At 45.8% G+C, this 19,026-nt stretch carries 19 protein-coding genes; 10 read left to right on the top strand and 9 right to left on the bottom strand.

Annotated elements, in window-relative coordinates:
* Nucleotides 1–101: 101 nt before the first annotated feature.
* Nucleotides 102–1,388: a glycoside hydrolase family protein gene (locus tag QUB39_RS03365; protein WP_333053109.1), complete on the bottom strand. Its 1,287-nt coding sequence runs from the start codon at nucleotides 1,386–1,388 to the stop codon at nucleotides 102–104.
* A gap of 297 nt (nucleotides 1,389–1,685) precedes the next feature.
* Nucleotides 1,686–2,345 carry an NAD(P)H-binding protein gene (locus QUB39_RS03360; protein WP_333053110.1) on the bottom strand — a complete coding sequence of 220 codons (660 nt, stop codon included), beginning with the start codon at nucleotides 2,343–2,345 and terminating at the stop codon, nucleotides 1,686–1,688.
* Nucleotides 2,346–2,462: 117 nt separating this feature from the next.
* Here QUB39_RS03360 and QUB39_RS03355 point away from each other — a divergent pair, with 117 nt between their 5' ends.
* The 4 genes from QUB39_RS03355 (at nucleotide 2,463) to QUB39_RS03340 (ending at nucleotide 7,122) form a co-directional block, all read left to right on the top strand.
* A complete protein-coding gene (locus QUB39_RS03355) occupies nucleotides 2,463–3,176 on the top strand; it encodes a DUF1997 domain-containing protein (protein WP_333053111.1) in 714 nt (237 codons plus the stop codon).
* 880 nt (nucleotides 3,177–4,056) lie between these two features.
* Nucleotides 4,057–6,270 carry an ATP-binding protein gene (locus QUB39_RS03350; protein WP_333053112.1) on the top strand — a complete coding sequence of 738 codons (2,214 nt, stop codon included), beginning with the start codon at nucleotides 4,057–4,059 and terminating at the stop codon, nucleotides 6,268–6,270.
* A gap of 164 nt (nucleotides 6,271–6,434) precedes the next feature.
* Nucleotides 6,435–6,734 (top strand): type II toxin-antitoxin system HigB family toxin, encoded by a 300-nt coding sequence (locus QUB39_RS03345; RefSeq protein ID WP_333053113.1) that lies wholly within the window; start codon nucleotides 6,435–6,437, stop codon nucleotides 6,732–6,734.
* The gene (locus QUB39_RS03340) at nucleotides 6,718–7,122 is read left to right on the top strand and encodes a transcriptional regulator (RefSeq protein ID WP_333053114.1); all 405 of its coding nucleotides are present in this window, start codon (nucleotides 6,718–6,720) and stop codon (nucleotides 7,120–7,122) included. The genes QUB39_RS03345 and QUB39_RS03340 overlap by 17 nt, the downstream gene beginning before the upstream one ends.
* Before the next feature lie 108 nt (nucleotides 7,123–7,230).
* On the opposite strand, the gene QUB39_RS03335 is transcribed toward QUB39_RS03340, so the two are convergent.
* A complete protein-coding gene (locus QUB39_RS03335; protein ID WP_332990123.1) occupies nucleotides 7,231–7,461 on the bottom strand; it encodes a helix-turn-helix domain-containing protein in 231 nt (76 codons plus the stop codon).
* Nucleotides 7,462–7,639: 178 nt separating this feature from the next.
* Between QUB39_RS03335 and QUB39_RS03330 the strand changes: the two genes are divergently transcribed.
* Nucleotides 7,640–7,840, top strand: a complete 201-nt coding sequence (locus tag QUB39_RS03330) for a hypothetical protein (RefSeq protein WP_333146849.1) — start codon at nucleotides 7,640–7,642, stop codon at nucleotides 7,838–7,840.
* Between the two features lie 596 nt (nucleotides 7,841–8,436).
* Entirely contained in the window at nucleotides 8,437–9,903 is a 1,467-nt protein-coding gene (locus tag QUB39_RS03325; RefSeq protein ID WP_333209668.1) for a response regulator, read from the top strand.
* A 356-nt stretch (nucleotides 9,904–10,259) separates the two neighbouring features.
* Here QUB39_RS03325 and hisG read toward each other — a convergent pair whose 3' ends face one another.
* Nucleotides 10,260–10,904, bottom strand: a complete 645-nt coding sequence (gene hisG, locus QUB39_RS03320) for an ATP phosphoribosyltransferase (RefSeq protein WP_333053122.1) — start codon at nucleotides 10,902–10,904, stop codon at nucleotides 10,260–10,262.
* 198 nt (nucleotides 10,905–11,102) lie between these two features.
* Between hisG and QUB39_RS03315 the strand changes: the two genes are divergently transcribed.
* The 3 genes from QUB39_RS03315 to rppA all read left to right on the top strand — a co-directional run bounded on the left by QUB39_RS03315 (nucleotide 11,103) and on the right by rppA (nucleotide 13,374).
* On the top strand, nucleotides 11,103–11,360 hold the full coding sequence (locus QUB39_RS03315; RefSeq protein ID WP_333053123.1) for a hypothetical protein: 258 nt from the start codon (nucleotides 11,103–11,105) through the stop codon (nucleotides 11,358–11,360).
* A gap of 631 nt (nucleotides 11,361–11,991) precedes the next feature.
* On the top strand, nucleotides 11,992–12,642 hold the full coding sequence (locus tag QUB39_RS03310) for a glutathione S-transferase family protein (protein WP_333053124.1): 651 nt from the start codon (nucleotides 11,992–11,994) through the stop codon (nucleotides 12,640–12,642).
* A gap of 45 nt (nucleotides 12,643–12,687) precedes the next feature.
* Entirely contained in the window at nucleotides 12,688–13,374 is a 687-nt protein-coding gene (rppA, locus tag QUB39_RS03305) for a two-component system response regulator RppA (protein WP_333053126.1), read from the top strand.
* A gap of 178 nt (nucleotides 13,375–13,552) precedes the next feature.
* Here the strand turns inward: rppA and QUB39_RS03300 are convergent, their stop codons facing one another.
* From QUB39_RS03300 to tmk, 4 genes are all read right to left on the bottom strand, one after another.
* The gene (locus tag QUB39_RS03300) at nucleotides 13,553–14,389 is read right to left on the bottom strand and encodes a metallophosphoesterase (protein WP_333485006.1); all 837 of its coding nucleotides are present in this window, start codon (nucleotides 14,387–14,389) and stop codon (nucleotides 13,553–13,555) included.
* 583 nt (nucleotides 14,390–14,972) lie between these two features.
* Nucleotides 14,973–15,458: a peptide-methionine (S)-S-oxide reductase MsrA gene (gene msrA, locus QUB39_RS03295; protein WP_445299481.1), complete on the bottom strand. Its 486-nt coding sequence runs from the start codon at nucleotides 15,456–15,458 to the stop codon at nucleotides 14,973–14,975.
* A gap of 27 nt (nucleotides 15,459–15,485) precedes the next feature.
* Nucleotides 15,486–16,448: a DNA polymerase III subunit delta' gene (locus QUB39_RS03290; protein ID WP_333272289.1), complete on the bottom strand. Its 963-nt coding sequence runs from the start codon at nucleotides 16,446–16,448 to the stop codon at nucleotides 15,486–15,488.
* 373 nt (nucleotides 16,449–16,821) lie between these two features.
* Entirely contained in the window at nucleotides 16,822–17,490 is a 669-nt protein-coding gene (gene tmk / locus QUB39_RS03285; protein ID WP_333053131.1) for a dTMP kinase, read from the bottom strand.
* Between the two features lie 105 nt (nucleotides 17,491–17,595).
* Between tmk and QUB39_RS03280 the strand changes: the two genes are divergently transcribed.
* Complete coding sequence (locus QUB39_RS03280; RefSeq protein WP_190659999.1) at nucleotides 17,596–17,943, top strand: hypothetical protein; 348 nt, start codon at nucleotides 17,596–17,598, stop codon at nucleotides 17,941–17,943.
* A 197-nt stretch (nucleotides 17,944–18,140) separates the two neighbouring features.
* Here QUB39_RS03280 and QUB39_RS03275 read toward each other — a convergent pair.
* Nucleotides 18,141–19,026 (bottom strand): HAD-IC family P-type ATPase (locus tag QUB39_RS03275; protein WP_333210478.1); only part of this gene is annotated, 886 nt, incomplete at its 5' end.

Below are 19,026 nucleotides of genomic sequence, written 5' to 3'. Positions count from 1 at the left end.
AATTCATTCCCTGTCGGACTGTCGGACAGTCGGACTGTTTAACGTTAAGTTGACACCAATGGAGACTGCCGTGTCCCTACCCTTCTTTGTGTTAATTTAACCTAAGAACCAGCATTTTCCAATTCTTCCCGCAGCATTTCCCGGTAGACTTTCGGCAAACGAGAACTCATAGAATTGGTTTCAATTCCATATCCCAAACTCGTCCAAGTTCCCGAAAGCATCCGCAACACGTCAGTTAATCTTTCCTGTCGCAACATCTCAGAAATATCAGCTTTCCAAAACTTGCGATCGCTCAACCAAGCATAAACCACAGCATCCTGATCTTCTGGTTCAAAACTGTAATCTTCCCAGAATAAAAAATTAGCACGACGCGCCTGATAGCGCTTAGCCTTCTCCTTCCAAGTCGTAGTCAGAAATTGATACCTGCCCGCAGCGGTAGTACACCTGCCTCGATTCGGGCCATTAACAATCTTCACGCACCAGTCAGGATGGCGGCTCAAATCTAATATGTATTTGCCACCGTAAACAACGTGATAAGGGCGAGCAACATTCGACTCGCTAGCAGAAATAGTACGCATCAGCGCCCGAATATAAGGATCGCCCGTTTTAATAGCCAGCGGCGGGAATTTTCCCCGCCCGCTTACCGACTGCGACAACTGCTGATTTCCCCGCAAACTGTCAACCAAAAAAACACCGCCGCCAATCACAGCGCCGATTAAAAGTATAAATCCGAGGATTTGAATCTCTGCTCGCCTCAGCAAACCTCTTTTGCGACGGCTCAATTTCTCAGCTTCTAGCCAACTCATTTCCATTTCCGAAATTTCCGCCAATTTTCGAGCCGCCCGCATCCGGCGCACCCGAAAATCGTATTGATATAGCGGCGCGGCTACCAGCGTTAGACTCGATAAAACCCCCGCCAATTTAATCATCCAGAAATCTAATTCACCGGCTATGGCAACATTTGTCAGAGTAGATATTCCTGTTAGTAATTGAGCCGGATCGATCGATCGCGCGGGCCAATAAAAAATCGCAAGTTGCACCAACAGCGACAGATTAAAGGCAAAAAAAATCACTACAACAGCATTCAAGCCTTCTCGCAAGTGCGATCGAATACCCGTATGCCGACGCTTGAACTTGCGCGCAACGCGAAAGCGCCCCGGCAGCATAATTAGTAAGGGATTTAAGATTTTGACTGCTAAAAAGTGACAAACAAAGAACACAGGCAACTGAATCAGCCAAGCCGCCAGCAGTAGACTCAGAAAGCCGATATTGTCGCTGACAAAAGGAATGCCCCTGCGAAGGACAAAACTAAAACTCTGAGCGAGAGCAAATGCCCTTAACCACGAAATCGGATAGGGGAACCAAGCTGGCCACTTGAGAGTTTTCATGCTGGGAGAACGAAAGTTTAAGGGCGAATGGTAAAACTATTAAGATTTTGCCAGATTTGGCGATCGGAAAACTGGCAATTCCCCTGCGGTTTGTACTGATGGGACTTGCGCGCTGATGCCCAGAAACCGGGTTTTTTAACCAAAAACTTGCCTAAAACCCTCAATCTCGGTAAAAAAACCCGGTTTCTTTGTTCGCTACCTGGGCCTAAAGAAACCGGGTTTTTTACCTTTGTGCTGGCTGCAACGGGTATTTTCGTGAAAAACCCGGTTTCTGGGCACCCGTGCGTCCTAATTCAATCAAATCACACTGGCAAACAACTCCTCAAAACTCTTTTGCGGAGCCTCCGACTTCGCCACAATTTCCACAACCTTGTTGCGAGAAGTCGGCTGAAACAGCGCCTCCACGCACACTTGGGCTACCTTGGTGCGGGGAATGCTGCTCTCAAACATTTTGTCCGCACCAGTCATGACGATCGCATCTGAATTATCCTCATTTTTGAGGCCGCCCGGACGGACGATCGTATAAGTTAGGCCGCTTTTTTGCAAATACTCCTCGGCTTGTTTTTTCCAAACCAAAATCAGCCAGAACAAATTCAGCGGGTGAAAAAACTGAGAGACGCACAGAGAAGTCACCAGCACAAAATGCTCAATTCCCTTAGCCTTAGCTGCATCCACCAAATTTTTAGTACCTTCAAAATCCACCTTGTAAGGCGCTGTCGGGTCAAAACCAGGGGCCGCCCCTGTCGCACACAGCAATACCGTACTATCGCCGATGGCATCGCCTAGGGAAGTTGCATTTAATACATCCCCAGTCACTAACTCAGCCTCCGGTGGTAAAATTTGCCTCGCTGTGTCTAGATTTCGGACTAAGGCGCGCACGGGAATACCTCGCTTGACCAATTCTGCGACGATGCGGCGGCCAGTCTGACCTGTGGCTCCTGCTACAAATGCTTTCATATGTCGAGTTATGCTGAACTAGGGTAAGTTTTGTTGCTATCAATTTCTCAATTGTAGGGAGGAAACTCCCTTAACACATCCCCAACCCGACCGGTGCGTATTACAGGAGAGTATAGAATGAAGCAAGATTCCGCTGAATATCAAACTTTTGAAGCTTCTGACGAAAATTACTACCCAGATGCGAGTTTCCGACAGCCCGAAAGTGGAAGCGCGGATGCACCAGAGGAAGTTGAGCCGATTTGGTTTCACACGCATTTTGAAGACAGCATGGAGATGTACGCCGATGCGGAGACGGTGGCGAAGCATTTGAACAACCACAAGAGTTGGTTTTGCCAGTGCGCTTCGCCGATGAAGGCCCAGCCGATCGGCGAAAACGGCTATGATTTATTAATCGGGCGTTTTGGGGCTTTCGGCTACCGTGTTGAAGCGAGAATTGGTTTAGAGTTGCTGCCGCCGGATGCTGAAGGCTGCTATTTGATTAAGACTATTCCGGTTCCGAATTATACCTCGCCTGGGTATGAAGTGGATTTTCGATCGGCAATGAAGCTAGGGGAGATACCGTCTCAGGAGTTTGCCGCCGATTGGCCGAGCTCGGAACGTGCTAAGCTGCCGCCTGTGATTACCATTACTAGCTGGAAGCTGGATTTGGCTGTGGGAGTTTGCTTTCCCAAGTTTATTCGATCGATGTCTCAACCTTTAATAGAAAAAACCGGCGATGCGCTTTTGGAAAAAATCATCAAACAAGTTAACCGGCGCTTGACTTATAAAACTCAGGTTGTTTTTCACGAAAGTTTGGGCATTCCTTTTCCGAAAAATCCTAAGAAATATTAAGCATACTTACGCTTTAACCTGTACAGCATTTAAATTGTATGTTAAGTGTGGGATCTCCTGCCCAACCCCTACTCCCCACAAGAGTAAAGATTTATTTGACTCTGCAATTTAAATGCGGATTAGCTTAACTCGCATTTGTAGGGTGTGCACTGCACACCTTACTCATAAGTGCGATCGTCATAACTCATACCCTCGTAGATTTTCGACTTCGGCGTGAGCGCTCAGTCGCACAATTTTAGATTAAATTATGGGGAATAACTGATTGTGTATGGGTTGGGATCGCGAGCCTAAAGTTGCTTTTTTGAAACTGATATCACTTTCTCCGGGTGCTTAGAGCGAGCCTTATGCCTAGGTTTTTGAATCCAACACTTGCTTTACCAGTTAATCCAAATCATCAAGTTATTGCTAATAAAATTTAAGGGTAAAGTCATGATTGCATTTTGACATATAGCAATTCTTGCAAAAGTCGTATTTTTTTTACCCCACGCCAACCCTCCCCGAACGCGCTGGGAGTCCGTAAGAAATTCACAAATGATGCGAGGATTGCTAGATGCTGATTTCTTATCAGTGGAATTAGTTTTTATTATTATGGGTCAATTTAGCACAGGGTTGGACACAATAGTTTCAAGTCAGATGCCCTCAATTTCGACAGTATTGTTATTAAAAGATTCTGCTTCTGTCATTATGCTTTCCCTCCTTATTGCCTCATGATTAAGCAATGTAGGCGACGCAGTTCAAAGCGGGATCCGATCGCCCTCGTAAACTAGCAAGTGTCTCAGATCACAAGGCAGATCGATCGCCCTCACTGCCAAAAAACGTAAAGTTATGTCAGATTAAGTAAGGGGTTATACAATAACTCTTGCCATATCCCTAGAAAGTTATGACAACGAAACTAAGAGCTACACACACAGAGAAAATGGAGAGAGACTTGCACCAGTTGAGGGCAGACCAAGAACTGATTCTCAATCAAGTAGACAATGCGATCGCTCTGTTCGACTCGTCTGATTGCTTAGTTTTGTTTAACAAAAAATTGGCGGGAATCTGGGAACTGTCCCCAGAATGGCTGGAAACAAAGCCGAAGTGCCACTTGCTGTTTGCGGAAATTGTCGATCGGGGTTACTTGTCCCTTCAGCAGTGGCAAGAGTTTCAGCAAGCACTCGAAAAATCTCAGGATGAAAGTTTATCATTTTATTTCGAGCAATCCAATGCGGTTTGTTTGGAGGTGTGCGCCACGATTACCAACAGCGGCGGACGGCTATTTACCTTTCGAGACGTTACGGTATACCGAAACTCCCAAGCTAGCTTGAACGCAGAAGTCAGGCGGCTTAGCTTTCTTTTAGGTTTAACTGAACGCCTGCAAAAGTCTGACAGTTTGCAAGAAATAGGTCAGTTTGCCCTCACCTATTTAGTAGAGGCAATGAATGCAGCTTTCGGAGATGTCAAGGTGATTAACGGCAAGGGAAACGATCGGCAAGCGTCGGGGATTTGCAACCAAGTTTCTAGTCAATTTTTGGCTACTTACGGGGAACCAGTAGTCGCAGGAATGCAAGAATTGCTCGACCAAGGCATTCCCTACGGCATCGGTTTACTGTGGGAAGTGGTGAAAACTGGTAAACCTGTGTTTGTCGAGGATTATGCCCAACATCCCAATGCCGTGCCGGAATTTCGGCATCCGGGAATCGGACAACTGGGTATTTTTCCGATCGCAGCTACCAACGGCACAATCATCGGAGTGCTGACGCTGGAGTCCCGCAACATCAAAAAACTGCAAGCCGCCGTCCACCAAGACGTACTCGAAGCTGCTTGCCGGACTCTGGGGGCGGCGATCGAGCGGGCTCAGACACAAGAGAACTTGCGCCAAGTTAATGAAGAATTAGAGTATTCTTCTCAGTTGAAATCCGAGTTTTTAGCCTCAATGTCCCACGAATTGCGGACGCCTCTCAACAGCATTCTCGGCTTTTCTGACTTGCTGCTGCGGCAAACGGCCGGACAGTTGAGCGATCGACAAATCAACTATGTAGAACTGATCGAAAAAAGCGGTCAGCACTTGTTGCAGCTAATCAACGATATTCTCGATCTTTCTAAAATTGAAGCCGGGAAAGTAGAACTCAACTTACAGCCTGTTCGCGTTCAAGAACTGGCGACAGACTGTATGAAAATGATGCAGCCACGGGCAGACAAAAAGCGGATCGGTTTGTCTTTAGAACTCGACAACCGTATTACTAAAGTTTGGCTCGACGAACGGCGAGTGCGACAAATTGTGATTAATTTACTTTCCAATGCCATCAAATTTACCCCCGAACAGGGACAAGTTAAACTCAGCGGGCGTCTGGCCTACGGCAGTGAAATAGACGGCGACTACCGACCGGATTGTTCTCCTATAAATGCCAGCACTCCTTATTTTTGTTTTGAGGTAAAAGACTCCGGCATCGGCATTCCTCAAGACCGCTGGCACTTGCTATTTCGACCTTTTCAACAGGTGGATTCTTCCCTGACTCGGAGGCACGAAGGTACAGGTTTGGGTTTGGCTTTGACTAAGCGTTTGGCAGAATTGCACGGGGGAACTGTTTCTTTTCAATCTGTTTGCGATCGGGGAAGTCTTTTCCGCGTTTGGCTGCCGTTGACGGAGATGCGTCAACAGTTGGGAAACTTTGCTTCTTGTGCTTTGGATACCAAGTTAGTTCCTGCTTCTGCGATCGCTTTACCAATTGCCAGCAAGCGAATTTTGGTTGTTGAAGACCAGCTTTTTAACCAAATGTTAATTTCTGAGGTGATGGAATTGGAGGGGTACGGGGTAGAGATACTCGCGGATGGGAAGGCGATGGCCGATCGTATTCTCGCAGCCTCTGCAGCCCCGGAGTTGCTGCCGGATTTGATTTTGATGGACATTCAGTTGCCGGATGTTGACGGCTTTGAGTTGATGCGCCGAGTTAAAGCAGATCCTGTCTGGGATTCGGTACCGATGATTGCGGTGACGGCGATGGCTATGCCCGGTGACAGTGAGCGATGTTTGGAAGCAGGCGCTTCTGGTTATTTGAGCAAGCCGCTGGATTTGAATTTGACGATCGCTACTATCCGTTCTTTTCTCACTTAAACAGCATTTATACAAAGCTTGTCAAAGTAACTGTTAGCTTGCACGGGATGAGAAAAGCTTGTCCATCAAAGTGCCAATAAAAATTTGCTTGAAATGATTTAGACGCGCTATATAATAGATGATGACGGGATTCAGACATCTAGAAAATATCATAATGATAGCTAATGCACGTTATCAGTCGGAAAAAATTAAGAGACTACTGCCAAAGTCACGCTGATTCCTGCGAAGCGCTCGATGACTGGTATAAAATTGCCAGTAAAGCAGCCTGGACTAATCTTGTTGAAGTTCAAGCTGTTTATCTCAAAGCTGAAGCAGTTGGAAATTTTACAGTTTTTAATATCAAAGGAAATAAATATCGCTTAATCGCGAGTATTAACTATGAGAAGCAAATTATTTATATAAAATACGTTTTCACTCACGCCGAGTATGACAAGGAAACCTGGAAAAATGACTATTACTTTTGATCTAAAAATTTACAGTAGCTTGCTCTCTCAATATCAGCCTCGAATTATCAAAACTGAAGAGGAAAACGAGATATTTTTGAAAATTGTTGAAGAATTACTCTCACGTCCAAATCAGACTCCAGAAGAAGATGCGCTGTTGGAATTGCTGGTAAAACTGATTGAGGATTTTGAAGATCGGCACTATCAACTTAATACATCAACGCCCAAGTCAAGGTTGCTGCATTTAATGGATGCTCGGAGTCTAGAAGCAGAGGATTTAGTAGAAATTATGGGTTCAAGTGAGGCGGTAGTTGAGGTAATTAACGATCGGCTAGAAATCAGCAAGAAACAAGCTGAGGCTTTGGGGAGGTTTTTTCACGTCGATCCGGGGTTGTTTTTGTTCAATTAAGCGATCGCACTCTGTAATGTCTCGGAGGGCGATCGCATCCAAGTGGATTGATTTGATGAGGGTGGGGGCGATCGCACCCCTCCTATAAAAATGAACAAGCGATCGCACTCACTCCTCAAAAGAACCATCCCCAAGCAATTCCAACAACTCATCCCAAGAACAGCCAAATGTTTCCTTAATACGGCTAACTGGGTCTATTTCTATCTTCGCCATTGGCTGCATTGCATAACGGCGAACGGTAGTGTATGTGACACCAGAACGTCTGCTTAGTTCGTTAAGGCTCCAGTTCCGCTCTTCGCAAAGCTCTTTGACTCTAACTTTTACTCGATACATACCCATTAGCTTATGAGTATTTCAGTGTCAGAACTAGAACTTTCACACCTACGTATTTAAGCATACGCATTGACGTATATGCGCTAGCGCTATAAAATGAATAATCAAGTCAAAAGCCAGCGCCTCTACCTACCAAGTGTCCGCGCTGGCTCTGGCTCCCTTTTGCAATGGAGATAAACCAATTATGACCTATAAAGAGTGCCTCAAGCCTTGGGCGGTTGCCCGTTTGCTTCCCAATTTGCAATGGGCGATTGTCGGGCGATACCGCAATCGATCGGACGCTGACGGACATCTTCAGTTGTGTCGCCAGCGAGTCCCCGATATCCGATTGAAAGTTGTGTTTGCTTTGCCCGATCGCACTGATTTGACACCTCATGGCCGATAACCGATCGTAGGAATCGGTTTTTTAGACAGAACTTACGCCAGGGCCGACAAAGAAACCGGGTTTTTTACCTAATCTGCGGACTACAGCAGAGGATTTTCGTAAAAAAACCCGGTTTCTGGCCACCCGTGCGTCCAAGACTATTAGGGAAAAAGAAAACAGCCCCACGTGAGGCTGTCTTCGATCGCACTATTGTATTTGCCACTGCTGGGCCTCCGACTTTTCCAACTGCCACTAATGCTGGGTTCACTGCCACAGAGGTGTAATTTATTACATTTCATGATGCGAAACGCTAAACTCAATAGTAGATAAATTTTAGATTGAATGTAAAATCAACTTATATTAACCTAACTCAACTATTTCGGCGATCGATCGGGGACATCTCTTTTCAGAAACGAGGGGAAAGACTAAAGAACACAACACAATCAGTTCTGGACGCTATTAGACTAAAGAAACCGGGTTTTTTACCCCGATTAAAAGTCTGTATGCAGTATTTTCGGAAAAAATCCGATTTCTAGGCGATCGTGCGTCAATCCTAGCTAAATACCTAAATCCTTTGTCCTTGCCGATCGGTGGCCAAACTTTACCTATCATATTCCATGTCAAACAAGTCGCCCTGCATCATGTTGGTTGATGACGAGCCAGCTAATCTTATTTTACTGGAAGAGTTATTGCACCTAAAAGGATACGCTACAGTATCAGCGCTATCTGGCCATGAAGCGCTCTCGCTTGCCCGCGCCTCTCGACCCGATTTAATTTTACTAGATATTATGATGCCGGAGATGGACGGTTTTGATGTGTGCGATATCCTACGGAAGGATACGGAATTGCAAACTGTACCGGTGATTTTTTTAACTGCCCTCGATGACGATATATCTCGCATCAAAGGGTTAGAAATGATGGCAGATGATTATTTGACAAAGCCTTTTAACAGTCGCTTGTTGCTGGCGAAAGTGGAAAATATTTTGCAGTTGAGTCAAATGCGATCGCAAGCAGTATCTTCCCAATTCCACCAGCAGGTAAAAGAGCAAAGCAAACGCCAAATCGCCGCAGCTTGGGAAGCCAACGAATATCTGTCAGAAAAATTTCAGCTATTTGTGCCAGAGCAACTTCTCGAACGAATTGCGCCGCAAGGAATAGAATCTATTCAGTTGGGCAATGCCACAGAAGAAGAGCTGACTGTTTTATTTTGCGACATTCGCGGGTTTACTGCGATCGCCGAATCTCAACAAGCTCGCGAGACTTTTGAATGGTTGAACGCTTTTTTTACTAAAATGAACGAGTGCATCACGTCTCACGGCGGGTTTATTGACAAATACCTAGGCGATGCAATCATGGCAGTATTTGACCAGCCAAATTCTCACGCCATGAATGCGATCGAAGCCGCAGTAGCAATGCAAGAAACCTTGCAAGAATTTAATGCCAGTCGCCACCAATACAATTTAGAATCTCCCGTCAATATTGGTACGGGAATTAACACAGGTATCGGCATGATCGGCACTTTAGGTTCCGATCGCCGCATGGACTCTACAGTCATCGGCGATGTGGTAAATACAGCTTCTCGGTTAGAAAATTTAACTAAAATATACGGCTGCCAAATTATTGTTAGCGAAAATGCCATTGTTCATGCGAGAGAATTTCTAAATGGCATAAGTTCCAACTCCCACTCAAAAGAAAGTCTATTATTAAAGTGCGACTTAGAAATGGAAACACAGGAGAGTATTATTTCTACTTCTGGGGCGACTGCTGCTGACAGCCATTTGCCCAGCAACAATTATTACTATCGCTGGATCGATCGAGTAACGCCGCGCGGCAAACAGCAAGCTATTGAAATCTACGAAATCTGGGCAGCCTCTTGTCCCGACTCTGAGGCAAAGCAGCTTACCCAGGGTTTATTTGACAAAGGAATTCAAGGATGGCAATCCGAAAGATTTGTCGCAGCCTTGGGATATTTTCAGCAACTAATCGAACAAAACCCTGCTGATACAGTCGTCAGTTTTTATATCAATCGCTGCCAGGAAAAACTAGGTTTTATACCTGTAAGTAAGCGCTCAGAAATCAACTAAATAGAACCAGTTCGTACTGAGGATTTCAGTCCTATTTCTTACGGCAAATACTAGCTCATAAAGATTTAACTTTTAGGGCGGGCGAGAAGCCCAACCCATACTTCCCACAAGAGTTTAGAACTCTGGAAAAAGTCGCTAACTATCGTGAATTAAATAACTTACAAATTTAATTGTTATTGTGGGATGGGCTCTTATAGCCCATCCAAAAAGGACGGGCTATAAGAGCCCATCCCACTTTCAAGAGTGGAAGTTATTTAATTCTCATTCCTAACTATCGTGAATTGTATCTGCGTTGCGTCTGTGATTTCCCTATTACTGAAAGATTTATGCCATAAGTCTACTCTAATTTTAGACCATCAAACAGCGGTCAAAACTTGCTCTCTCAACTTTCCGATCAACTCATTCACCCCCCCCGCATTCAAACGGTAACTCAGAGGATGACCGATTAAATAAGCCGAACTTTCAAACAAAACATCAATTTCCACCAAACCATTTTCTCGCAAAGTTTTGCCAGTCGAAACCAAATCCACAATTGCCTCCGACATACCCGTAATAGGCCCCAATTCCACAGAACCGTAAAGCGGCACAATTTCCACCGGCAAATTCAAATTGTGAAAATATTCCCTTGCACAGTGTACGAACTTAGAAGCAACTCTCCCGTGAGGAGGCAAATCCACCGTTCGTCGATAAGAACTAGATTCCTTCACCGCCACAGACAGCCGACACTTGCCAAAATTTAAATCAATTAAATTGGCAACTTTCGGCTTTTTTTCCCGCAAAACATCATAGCCAGCAATCCCCAAATCCGCTTGACCGTATTCCACATAAACAGGTACGTCGTGCGTCCTTACTAGCAAAGCTTTGGCAGTGCCCGTCGGGTCATAAATTTGAAGTTGTCGGTTCGAGGAATCGAGAAAAGCACTGAAGTCTAATCCAACCGATTTAAACAGCCGAATGCTATCTCCTAACAGTCCGCCTTTGGGAAGTGCAACAGTAATCATGTCAATTTTTAGAGGGTAAATTTCTTAATTTGGGAAGGGGGCGATCGCGGTCTAAGCAGAAACAGCTTTTACCAAACTCAGAATAACACATAGAGTTCATAGCAAAAAATAAATTTCGGGTATTGCTCGATCCTTGATTTGAGGATATATTATATTTAGTAATTTTTTATTTAGTCACTTTTTTCAATGGCGGTCGGTATGGAAAATAATCAAGAATTTGAAGAAAATTTTCACAGTGTAGACCAGGATTCCCTGAAAAAGATTACAGTAGATGAAATCCTCTCAGGCGGTGGTGTAGAGAGGGAGGAAATGGACTATACAGTAGCTGTACCTAGCGCTAACCAGGCAAGGGTTCCCAGGGACAGAGGCTTCTCCTCTCATGTGAAATCAAGCGTTTTCGATCGCGCCCCCCGATCGAAGTTTGCAGAAAAACGCGGAACGCTGGGAGGCTGTTAATTTGACAACTCTGGGCCCTAGAAGGGCAGAGATTCTTGTATCATTCAGTCCACTTAGGATCGCGAATTAAATAACTTACAATTTTAATTGTTATTGTGGGATGGGCGTCCCGCCCGTCCGTTTTGGACGGGCGGGACGCCCATCCCACTTTCAAGAGTGGAAGTTATTTAATTCTCATTCCTTAATAAGTACAGCTTCCTGTACTTACCGCAAGATGGTTCTGTCCTCAAGCTTCCGACTCATTGCAGAGTCTTGTTCCCGTGTGCCCCACGGTACAATTCAAAACCCAAAATACTGGTTTCTAGGCGTACTTGTTGCTCGAAGTTTTTACCCGCGCCAGCTTTTCTGCGCTCAAGCCCATAACTTCAGTTTTCAAGGTGCGTTGCCTTCAGGCGACTGGGTTTTTAATGTGGTTGAATACCCTAGCCACATTACAATATTATCATGACCAAGAATAAAAAGTCGTCCTAGAAGGACGGGGCTTTAGACCCAATTTTTTGGTAAAATGCTTGCAGAGGCTGGTGCAGAAAACGGGCCGATCGCCCGATCGCCATTGTGTCTCACGGCTTTGTATATTCAACTCTAAAACTTAAAATTGCACGGACGATCGGAAATAGCTGACAGCTACATTATGACCAAATTGACTCTGGTAATCGGCAACAAAAATTATTCCTCTTGGTCGCTGCGCGCTTGGCTGGCGATGAAACAAGCTGGACTGGAATTTGCCGAGGTGAGAATCCCCTTAGACTGGCCGACAACCCATGAGGAAATTCGGCGCTATTCTCCTTCGGGAAAAGTGCCAGTTTTAATCGACGGCGACTTGAAAGTGTGGGAATCTTTAGCAATTTGCGAATACGTTGCAGAACGCTTTGCAAATGATTTGTGGCCGACAGATGTAGCCCAACGGGCGATCGCCCGTTCCATCTGCGCCGAAATGCACGCGGGTTTCCAAAATTTGCGCGACAATATGCCGATGGACTGCCGCAACCGCTATCCGGGAGAAGGGAGGACTCCCGGTGTAGAAGCAGAGATCGATCGCATCTTTGCCATTTGGCGCGAATGCCGTCAAAAATTCGGAACAGGTGGCAATATGCTATTCGGAAAATTCACAATTGTTGACGCTATGTTTGCCCCCGTTGTGATGCGTTTTGTCACCTACGGAGTCAAATTAGATTCAGTAACAAAAGCTTATGCGGATGCGATTTTGGCCTTGCCTGCCATCCAGGAATGGGTAGCAGCAGCTTACAGCGAAACGGAAAGTATTCCACACATGAAAATCTAGGAAAAATCAGTTTACTTAAACTCAAATCTCAAATTTGAAATCAGGATGCGGATTCTTTTAGTTGATGATGAAGTTGAGTTGACTGACCCTTTGAGTCGAGTTTTAACGCGCGAAGGTTATACAGTTGATGTGGCATTTGACGGGGCAAGTGGCATCAATTTAGCAATGCAGGGCAATTACGATTTGCTAATTTTGGATTGGATGCTACCGAGACAAACCGGACTGGCAATTTGCCAGAAATTGCGATCGCAAGGACGGAATACGCCAGTGCTATTTCTCACCGCCAAAGATACCGTAGACGATCGCGTACAAGGACTCGACGCCGGTGCAGACGACTATTTAGTCAAACCTTTTGAACTGCGAGAATTGCTAGCCAGAGTCCGCGCCTTGCTGCGGCGGCCTCCTACTTTTGATGCCGAGGTTGCTGTCGGGCGGCTGCAAGTTGCAGATTTACAGCTAGACTACGACAATCAATTAGCTTATCGGGGCGATCGTACAATTGACTTATCAGAAAAAGAATGTCAGTTATTAGAATACTTAATGCGCCATACCGGTCAATTGCTAACACACGAACAAATCCACCAGTATTTGTGGAGTGAAACAGAAAAACCCAGCAGCAATGTATTAGCCGCTCAAATTCGCCTCCTGCGCCGCAAAATAGAAGCCCCGGGCGAATCTGTCCTAATTCACACAGTCTATGGCAGAGGCTATCGCTTTGGAGAAGCCAATTAAAAATCATAGAAATTGTACAAAAATCATTTTTACTTCTTCCCTCTTCCCTCTTCCCTCGGACTGACATCCATTACATCCGTTACATCCGTTACATCCGTTACATAATCCGTTGCCGAACTTCCTTTTTCCTGGGGCTATATTATCTATTATCGGGAAAGTGTGCACCCTAAACCAGCCTTTACGTATCTTGACAAACCAAAGTAATTACTGTCACCTCCGGGGGACAAAATAGTCTTCCCGGCGCATAAGTTCCCAAACCGCGATTCACGTACAGCAAATTACTCCCAACCCGATGCAAACCGCTAGCCCATTCCCAGTGAGTAACTACTCGATCCCAAGCCGACAGAAAAGGAATGAACTTTCGGATTCGTTTAGGAATAAAATAGCCAATTTTTCTGACCCAAGCGTACAAAGGGCCGATACCAGGAATAACGATTTGACCGCCGTGAGTGTGCCCAGAAAACTGCAAATCAATCCGCCAATTTTGCAGATTTTCAGCAGTATCAGGATTGTGAGACAAGACAATCCGAGGAATTGCGGGATTTATGGATGCCATTACAGGTTTAGGCGCAAAATCGCCCGACCAAAAATCTGCTAACCCAACTAAAGCCAATTCAGACCCCAAAGGATAGATTGCTTCGTTGTACAAAACCCGAATTCCGACGCTATTTAAAGCATTAGTAACCTCGGTTTTTGCCCTTGGCCAATAGTGGTCGTGATTGCCCAAAACCGCGTAAATTCCTACCCGACTTTGCAAGTTTTTCAATCGCTGCACTAAGCCGTAAATAGGTGCGGGGTCGTAGCTAATAAAGTCACCGGTTAAAAAAATTAGGTCTGGTTCAGCTTCATTTGCCGCAGCAATCGCCTCTTCTAGCAACCATTCCGACAGCCGCACCCCGTCATAGTGAAAGTCCGTAAGCTGTACAATTTTAGTACCGGATAGATTTGCTGGAAGATTGGCGATTGGTATTGTTAAATGCTCTACTCGCAGTTTCCCAGTTAATAACCTGTGCATAAATCTAAAGTTTATTGATGACAGAGCGCCACCTCTAGCTTAGCAAATAAACAAGCAAGACTGCCAAACTAGATATTCTTCCCTTTTCCTTATATTCTCTGACTAATTACTACATTCAGGGACGCAAAAAGTCGGATTTACTCAAGAAAATTGAAAAAGAAATGCCCAATCTTCAGTTAGGCTTTCTTGCAAAATTGTTTGGGTTTTACGCCCCCAACTACTACAGCATTTTTATAAAAAAATGACAAGCGAAATCCCCATCGCATCGGCTTACCACGCGGGGATTGCCCCTACCAAACACTATCTCATCACTAATGATTTATTACTAAGGATCGCGAATTAAATAACTTACAATTTTAATTGTTATTGTGGGATGGGCGTCCCGCCCGTCCACTCATGACGGGCGGGACGCCCATCCCACTTTCAAGAGTGGAAGTTATTTAATTCTCATTCCTAAGTAAATGGAAATAAACATGGCGTAGGGGAGGCAGAGTTTTGCATTAATAATAAACTGGTGGCTAGTATAGATCATTGCCTTACCCGCCCCTAATATTTTTTATTGTTTGTCGAGTCTGCCTACTTCTTAACTAATAACTTTTGACGAAAGTCGCTTCTTCTCAATATATTGCTGGTGGTAATCCTCTGCCATATAAAATTCCCCAGCAGGTTTGATTTCCGTGGCAATATCTTTGTCGTATTTACCGGAAAGTTGTAATTTTTGTTTGGAGGCGCGAGCGGCTTTTTCTTGTTCGGAATTGTGATAAAAAATCACCGACCTGTACTGTTCGCCTCTGTCGGGGCCTTGGCGATTGATTTGGGTAGGATCGTGACAATTCCAGAATACATCTAGCAGTGCTTCGTAACTCACCTGCGATCGATCGTACTCTATCAGCACAGATTCAGCGTGACCGGTGACTCTGGCGCAAACATCCAGGTAGCAGGGATTCGGCCAGTGGCCTCCTGTGTAGCCCGCAGCAGTCGAGACGACACCCGCAACGGCGCGAAACTTGTGTTCAACTCCCCAAAAACAACCGGCGGCAAATGTGGCTTTTTCCATCGTGTTACTCATCGTATTGAGATAAAACTTGGCACTAAATTATGGTTGACATATTCCCATAAGTGTGCATTCCCAAACTAATCGCGGCTGTACGTAGTTTAACAAATATTGTCGTGCTTTCTCCAAGGGCTCTAGGGGCGATCGACTAATTCCCCCTGCCAAAAATTGCTGCCAGTAACAGTGTTGTAAATAATCGATTAACCACAACTGAGATTCAGTATCTAAAGTTTTATCAATTTCCTTTGCCAATTCCAAAGCAGACCGCAGATTTTGAGGCAACTGCTTCACCTTTTGCAGCAAATCATCGGGTATTGATTGCAGTTGCTGCCAAATAGAAATCGCCTCCCCAGGACTGCCCTGAGCCATCCCCAGTACCTCGGAATGATTCAAAATCTCCGCGAATCCCGCTTGCTGCAAAACTTGTGCCATTGCTTCGGGATTCAGCCGAGAAAACGAAATTTTTTGACAACGCGAAATTAAAGTTGGCAGCAAAAGTTCCACTGTCGGAGCAATTAAAATTAGGGCTGCTTTTCCCGGTTCTTCCAATGTCTTCAATAAGCCGTTAGCGGCTCCCTCAGCCATTGTTTCTGCTTGTTCCAACACTACGACTGAACGTGCTGCTTCTAGCGGCGGTCTGCTGAGAAAATTACTGATTTCTCGAACTTGTTCTAAACGAATTTGTGGTGGTGCTTTCCGCTTTAAACCGGCTTCCTCTGCTTCCTTTGGCGTAAGCCGTTTGCCTTGGTTCATATAAGTTGGTTCTACCCAAAGTAAGTCTGGATGATTTCGCTGTCGCACGCGATTTTGCACGGAGGCTATTAGTCTGGTTTCGGGAATATTGGCTGAGAATAAAAGCTCGATGAAACACTGAGCGGCTAAACTTTTGCCGATGCCGTTAGAGCCGACAAATAAATAACCAGGAGCAATTCGGTTTCGCTCGACTGCTTGAGTTAGCAATTCTACTGCTCGCTCTTGTCCGATTAATGATGTAAAATAATTCATGTGACAGTATTCAGTTGACAGTATTCAGTTGACAGTTGACAGAAGGAAGTGGACAGAAGGAAGTTATGGTAGGGTGCGTCAGGGGCGCTGAATGTAATGACTACCTCTTCAAGAATTTTGCCCCGCTACCCTATGATGAGTTAGTTACAACTGAAATCTTGCACCATTCTCAACAAGCTGTAGGGGCGGGTTCACTCTTGAGCCTCGGAAAGTAGCAGACAGGTTAAAAAACCCGCCCCCACCCCACCCAAAAGCCCCAATTGACATTGCTGCAAGATGTCAGTTACAACGAAGAAACCGGGTTTTTCCTCTACCTTGAGGATTTTTAGCAAATATTTCGTAAAAAACCCGGTTTCTGGCTATCTATGTAAGCTTACTTTTCAGAATTGGTATTATTTAAATATCCCCAACCTTCTAACCGGCGAGTTACAATAGCTTGAATTTCCTGAGCGACTTCATATTCAGGCCGATCGGCATTTATGCGAACAATTCGAGATTTATTTGCCTCGGCTAACTCCGAAAAACCTTGCTGCACAAGGCGGTGAAACTTCAAATCCGCTTGCTCGATCCGATCGCACCCTCCGCGAGCCCTTACCCTCGCCAAACCCTCCTCCACATCAATATCCAGCCACAAAGTCAGATCGCTTTCCAAGCCGCCGGTGGCAATGTCATTCAACTGCTTAATTAAATTTAAATTAAGACCGCGGCCGTAGCCCTGATAAGCGATCGTAGAGTCAGTAAAGCGATCGCATAAAACAATCGTTCCCTTAGATAACTCGGGTTTGAGAAAAGTTTCGACGTGTTGAGCGCGATCGGCCGCGTACATGAGTAATTCTGCTCGATCGGATACAGATTCGCCCCCATCTTGTTTCAGCAGCAAATGTCGCAGTCCCCTTCCCAGCTCAGTACCCCCCGGTTCGCGAGTAGCCACCAAGCGGACTCTCAGAAAGCAACTTACTTGCAGGAACTGTATCAAGCGCTGCATTTGCGTAGTTTTACCCGCACCTTCAACCCCCTCAAACACGATAAGTTTGCCTTTCATTGCCCTAACTTTCCACCTGAATAAAATAAATCCATATTGTTCTGTGCATCTGTTCTAGGTTCGGTATGATAATAAAGTCTAAATGCCTCACGGCTGGAGTTGTCTATGGCTCGCTATACTGGTTTTTTTATCGTTGCCGTTCCGATCGACCGTCTCCGTCAATCCCTGATTGAAATTTTAGAGTCATGCAATCTTGATATTATCTACAATACAGGAGATTCCGTCATGGCTCGCGAGCTTCCCGGTCAAGTTTCCATTGCCAAACTTGTCACCGCAGAAGTCCTAATTGAGAAAAACACGGCCAGCGACTCAGAGGTTCGCATGAACTTCGTGATTAAAAACGAAGAACTGCCCCTGCAAACCAACAACCACTGCCGTCAAATGTTCGAGCTAGTGAGTCGTTCAATTATGAACAACAATAACTGGCGACTTTTGGAAAGTATGGCACTCTAGCCATCAGTCAGTCGAGTTTACATTTTAGATTTTAGAGTGACTCCACAGATAAATCTGGGGCCTCGAACTAACGTCGAAACTTCTTTGGTCTCGACTCCTGGTGTGGGGGGCTTGTATCCGTCTTGGTATGAGGCCATTAGTCATTAGTTTCTAGCTAATGACCGATGGCCTCCGACTTTTATATGCAATCCCTAAACTTAAGCTCGAAATCCCCGGCGCAAAAACAAAGAATTTGTCACCACGCTAACAGAACTAAACGCCATAAATGCTCCAGCCGCCGCAGGACTGAGTAGAATTCCGGTTGCAGGCAGCAAGATACCTGCGGCTACCGGAATTCCCAGAGTATTGTAACCAAAAGCCCAAAATAAATTTTGGCGAATCTTATTAAAAGTAGCGCGCCCCAGCTCGATCGACTCAACAACATCCATCAAAGCATTTCGCATCAGCACAATTTGAGCAGTTTCAACTGCCACATCAGTGCCGCAGTGCAAACCGATACCGACATCAGCTTGAGCCAAAGCCGGCGCATCATTGATACCATCCCCCACCACAGCCACTTTACAGCCTTGGGCTTGCAAAGTCGCGATCGCCCTCGCCTTCCCCTCCGGCCGCACCCCGGCCAAAACATCAGCCGCCGCCAAACCTAGCTGCTGCGCCGTCACCGCCGCCGCAGACGGCGTATCCCCCGTCAGCATCATCACCCGCAATCCCATGCCCCGCAAACGTTCCACCGTCGCCTTAGCATCCGGCCTCAGAGTATCTTTTAGGCCGATTACCCCCAGCAAAACGCCCCCAGAAGCCACGTAAACCGCCGTTTTGCCTTGCAAAGACCCCGACAATTCCGTCGCCACAGCGACCCCCTGCTCCTTCATCCACTCAGCATTCCCCGCGAACACCCGCCGGCCCTCCACCAAAGCCGAAACCCCCAAGCCCGGTTCCGTGCAGAAATCCTCAGCAGCTAGCAGCGGCAAACCTTGCTGTTGAGCTTCCAGCAAAATCGCTGCCGCGATGGGATGAGAAGCGCCCCTTTCCACCGCCGCCGCAATTTGCAGCAGTTTTGAGTCAATTGTGGAACAGGCATCT

Source organism: Microcoleus sp. AT8-B5, from assembly GCF_036705565.1.
GTDB lineage: Bacteria > Cyanobacteriota > Cyanobacteriia > Cyanobacteriales > Microcoleaceae > Microcoleus.
The sequence above is the reverse complement of the archived record's forward strand: the minus strand, read 5'-3'. Positions and strand labels throughout refer to the sequence as shown.

Excerpts from the sequence above, each read along its gene's own strand:
- QUB39_RS03365 (WP_333053109.1), bottom strand. The coding sequence starts at position 1,388 with ATGAAAACTCTCAAGTGGCCAGCTTGGTTCCCCTATCCGATTTCGTGG.
- QUB39_RS03360 (WP_333053110.1), bottom strand. The coding sequence starts at position 2,345 with ATGAAAGCATTTGTAGCAGGAGCCACAGGTCAGACTGGCCGCCGCATC.
- QUB39_RS03355 (WP_333053111.1), top strand. The coding sequence starts at position 2,463 with ATGAAGCAAGATTCCGCTGAATATCAAACTTTTGAAGCTTCTGACGAA.
- QUB39_RS03350 (WP_333053112.1), top strand. The coding sequence starts at position 4,057 with ATGACAACGAAACTAAGAGCTACACACACAGAGAAAATGGAGAGAGAC.
- QUB39_RS03345 (WP_333053113.1), top strand. The coding sequence starts at position 6,435 with ATGCACGTTATCAGTCGGAAAAAATTAAGAGACTACTGCCAAAGTCAC.
- QUB39_RS03340 (WP_333053114.1), top strand. The coding sequence starts at position 6,718 with ATGACTATTACTTTTGATCTAAAAATTTACAGTAGCTTGCTCTCTCAA.
- QUB39_RS03335 (WP_332990123.1), bottom strand. The coding sequence starts at position 7,461 with ATGGGTATGTATCGAGTAAAAGTTAGAGTCAAAGAGCTTTGCGAAGAG.
- QUB39_RS03330 (WP_333146849.1), top strand. The coding sequence starts at position 7,640 with ATGACCTATAAAGAGTGCCTCAAGCCTTGGGCGGTTGCCCGTTTGCTT.
- QUB39_RS03325 (WP_333209668.1), top strand. The coding sequence starts at position 8,437 with ATGTCAAACAAGTCGCCCTGCATCATGTTGGTTGATGACGAGCCAGCT.
- hisG (WP_333053122.1), bottom strand. The coding sequence starts at position 10,904 with ATGATTACTGTTGCACTTCCCAAAGGCGGACTGTTAGGAGATAGCATT.
- QUB39_RS03315 (WP_333053123.1), top strand. The coding sequence starts at position 11,103 with ATGGAAAATAATCAAGAATTTGAAGAAAATTTTCACAGTGTAGACCAG.
- QUB39_RS03310 (WP_333053124.1), top strand. The coding sequence starts at position 11,992 with ATGACCAAATTGACTCTGGTAATCGGCAACAAAAATTATTCCTCTTGG.
- rppA (WP_333053126.1), top strand. The coding sequence starts at position 12,688 with ATGCGGATTCTTTTAGTTGATGATGAAGTTGAGTTGACTGACCCTTTG.
- QUB39_RS03300 (WP_333485006.1), bottom strand. The coding sequence starts at position 14,389 with ATGCACAGGTTATTAACTGGGAAACTGCGAGTAGAGCATTTAACAATA.
- msrA (WP_445299481.1), bottom strand. The coding sequence starts at position 15,458 with ATGAGTAACACGATGGAAAAAGCCACATTTGCCGCCGGTTGTTTTTGG.
- QUB39_RS03290 (WP_333272289.1), bottom strand. The coding sequence starts at position 16,448 with ATGAATTATTTTACATCATTAATCGGACAAGAGCGAGCAGTAGAATTG.
- tmk (WP_333053131.1), bottom strand. The coding sequence starts at position 17,490 with ATGAAAGGCAAACTTATCGTGTTTGAGGGGGTTGAAGGTGCGGGTAAA.
- QUB39_RS03280 (WP_190659999.1), top strand. The coding sequence starts at position 17,596 with ATGGCTCGCTATACTGGTTTTTTTATCGTTGCCGTTCCGATCGACCGT.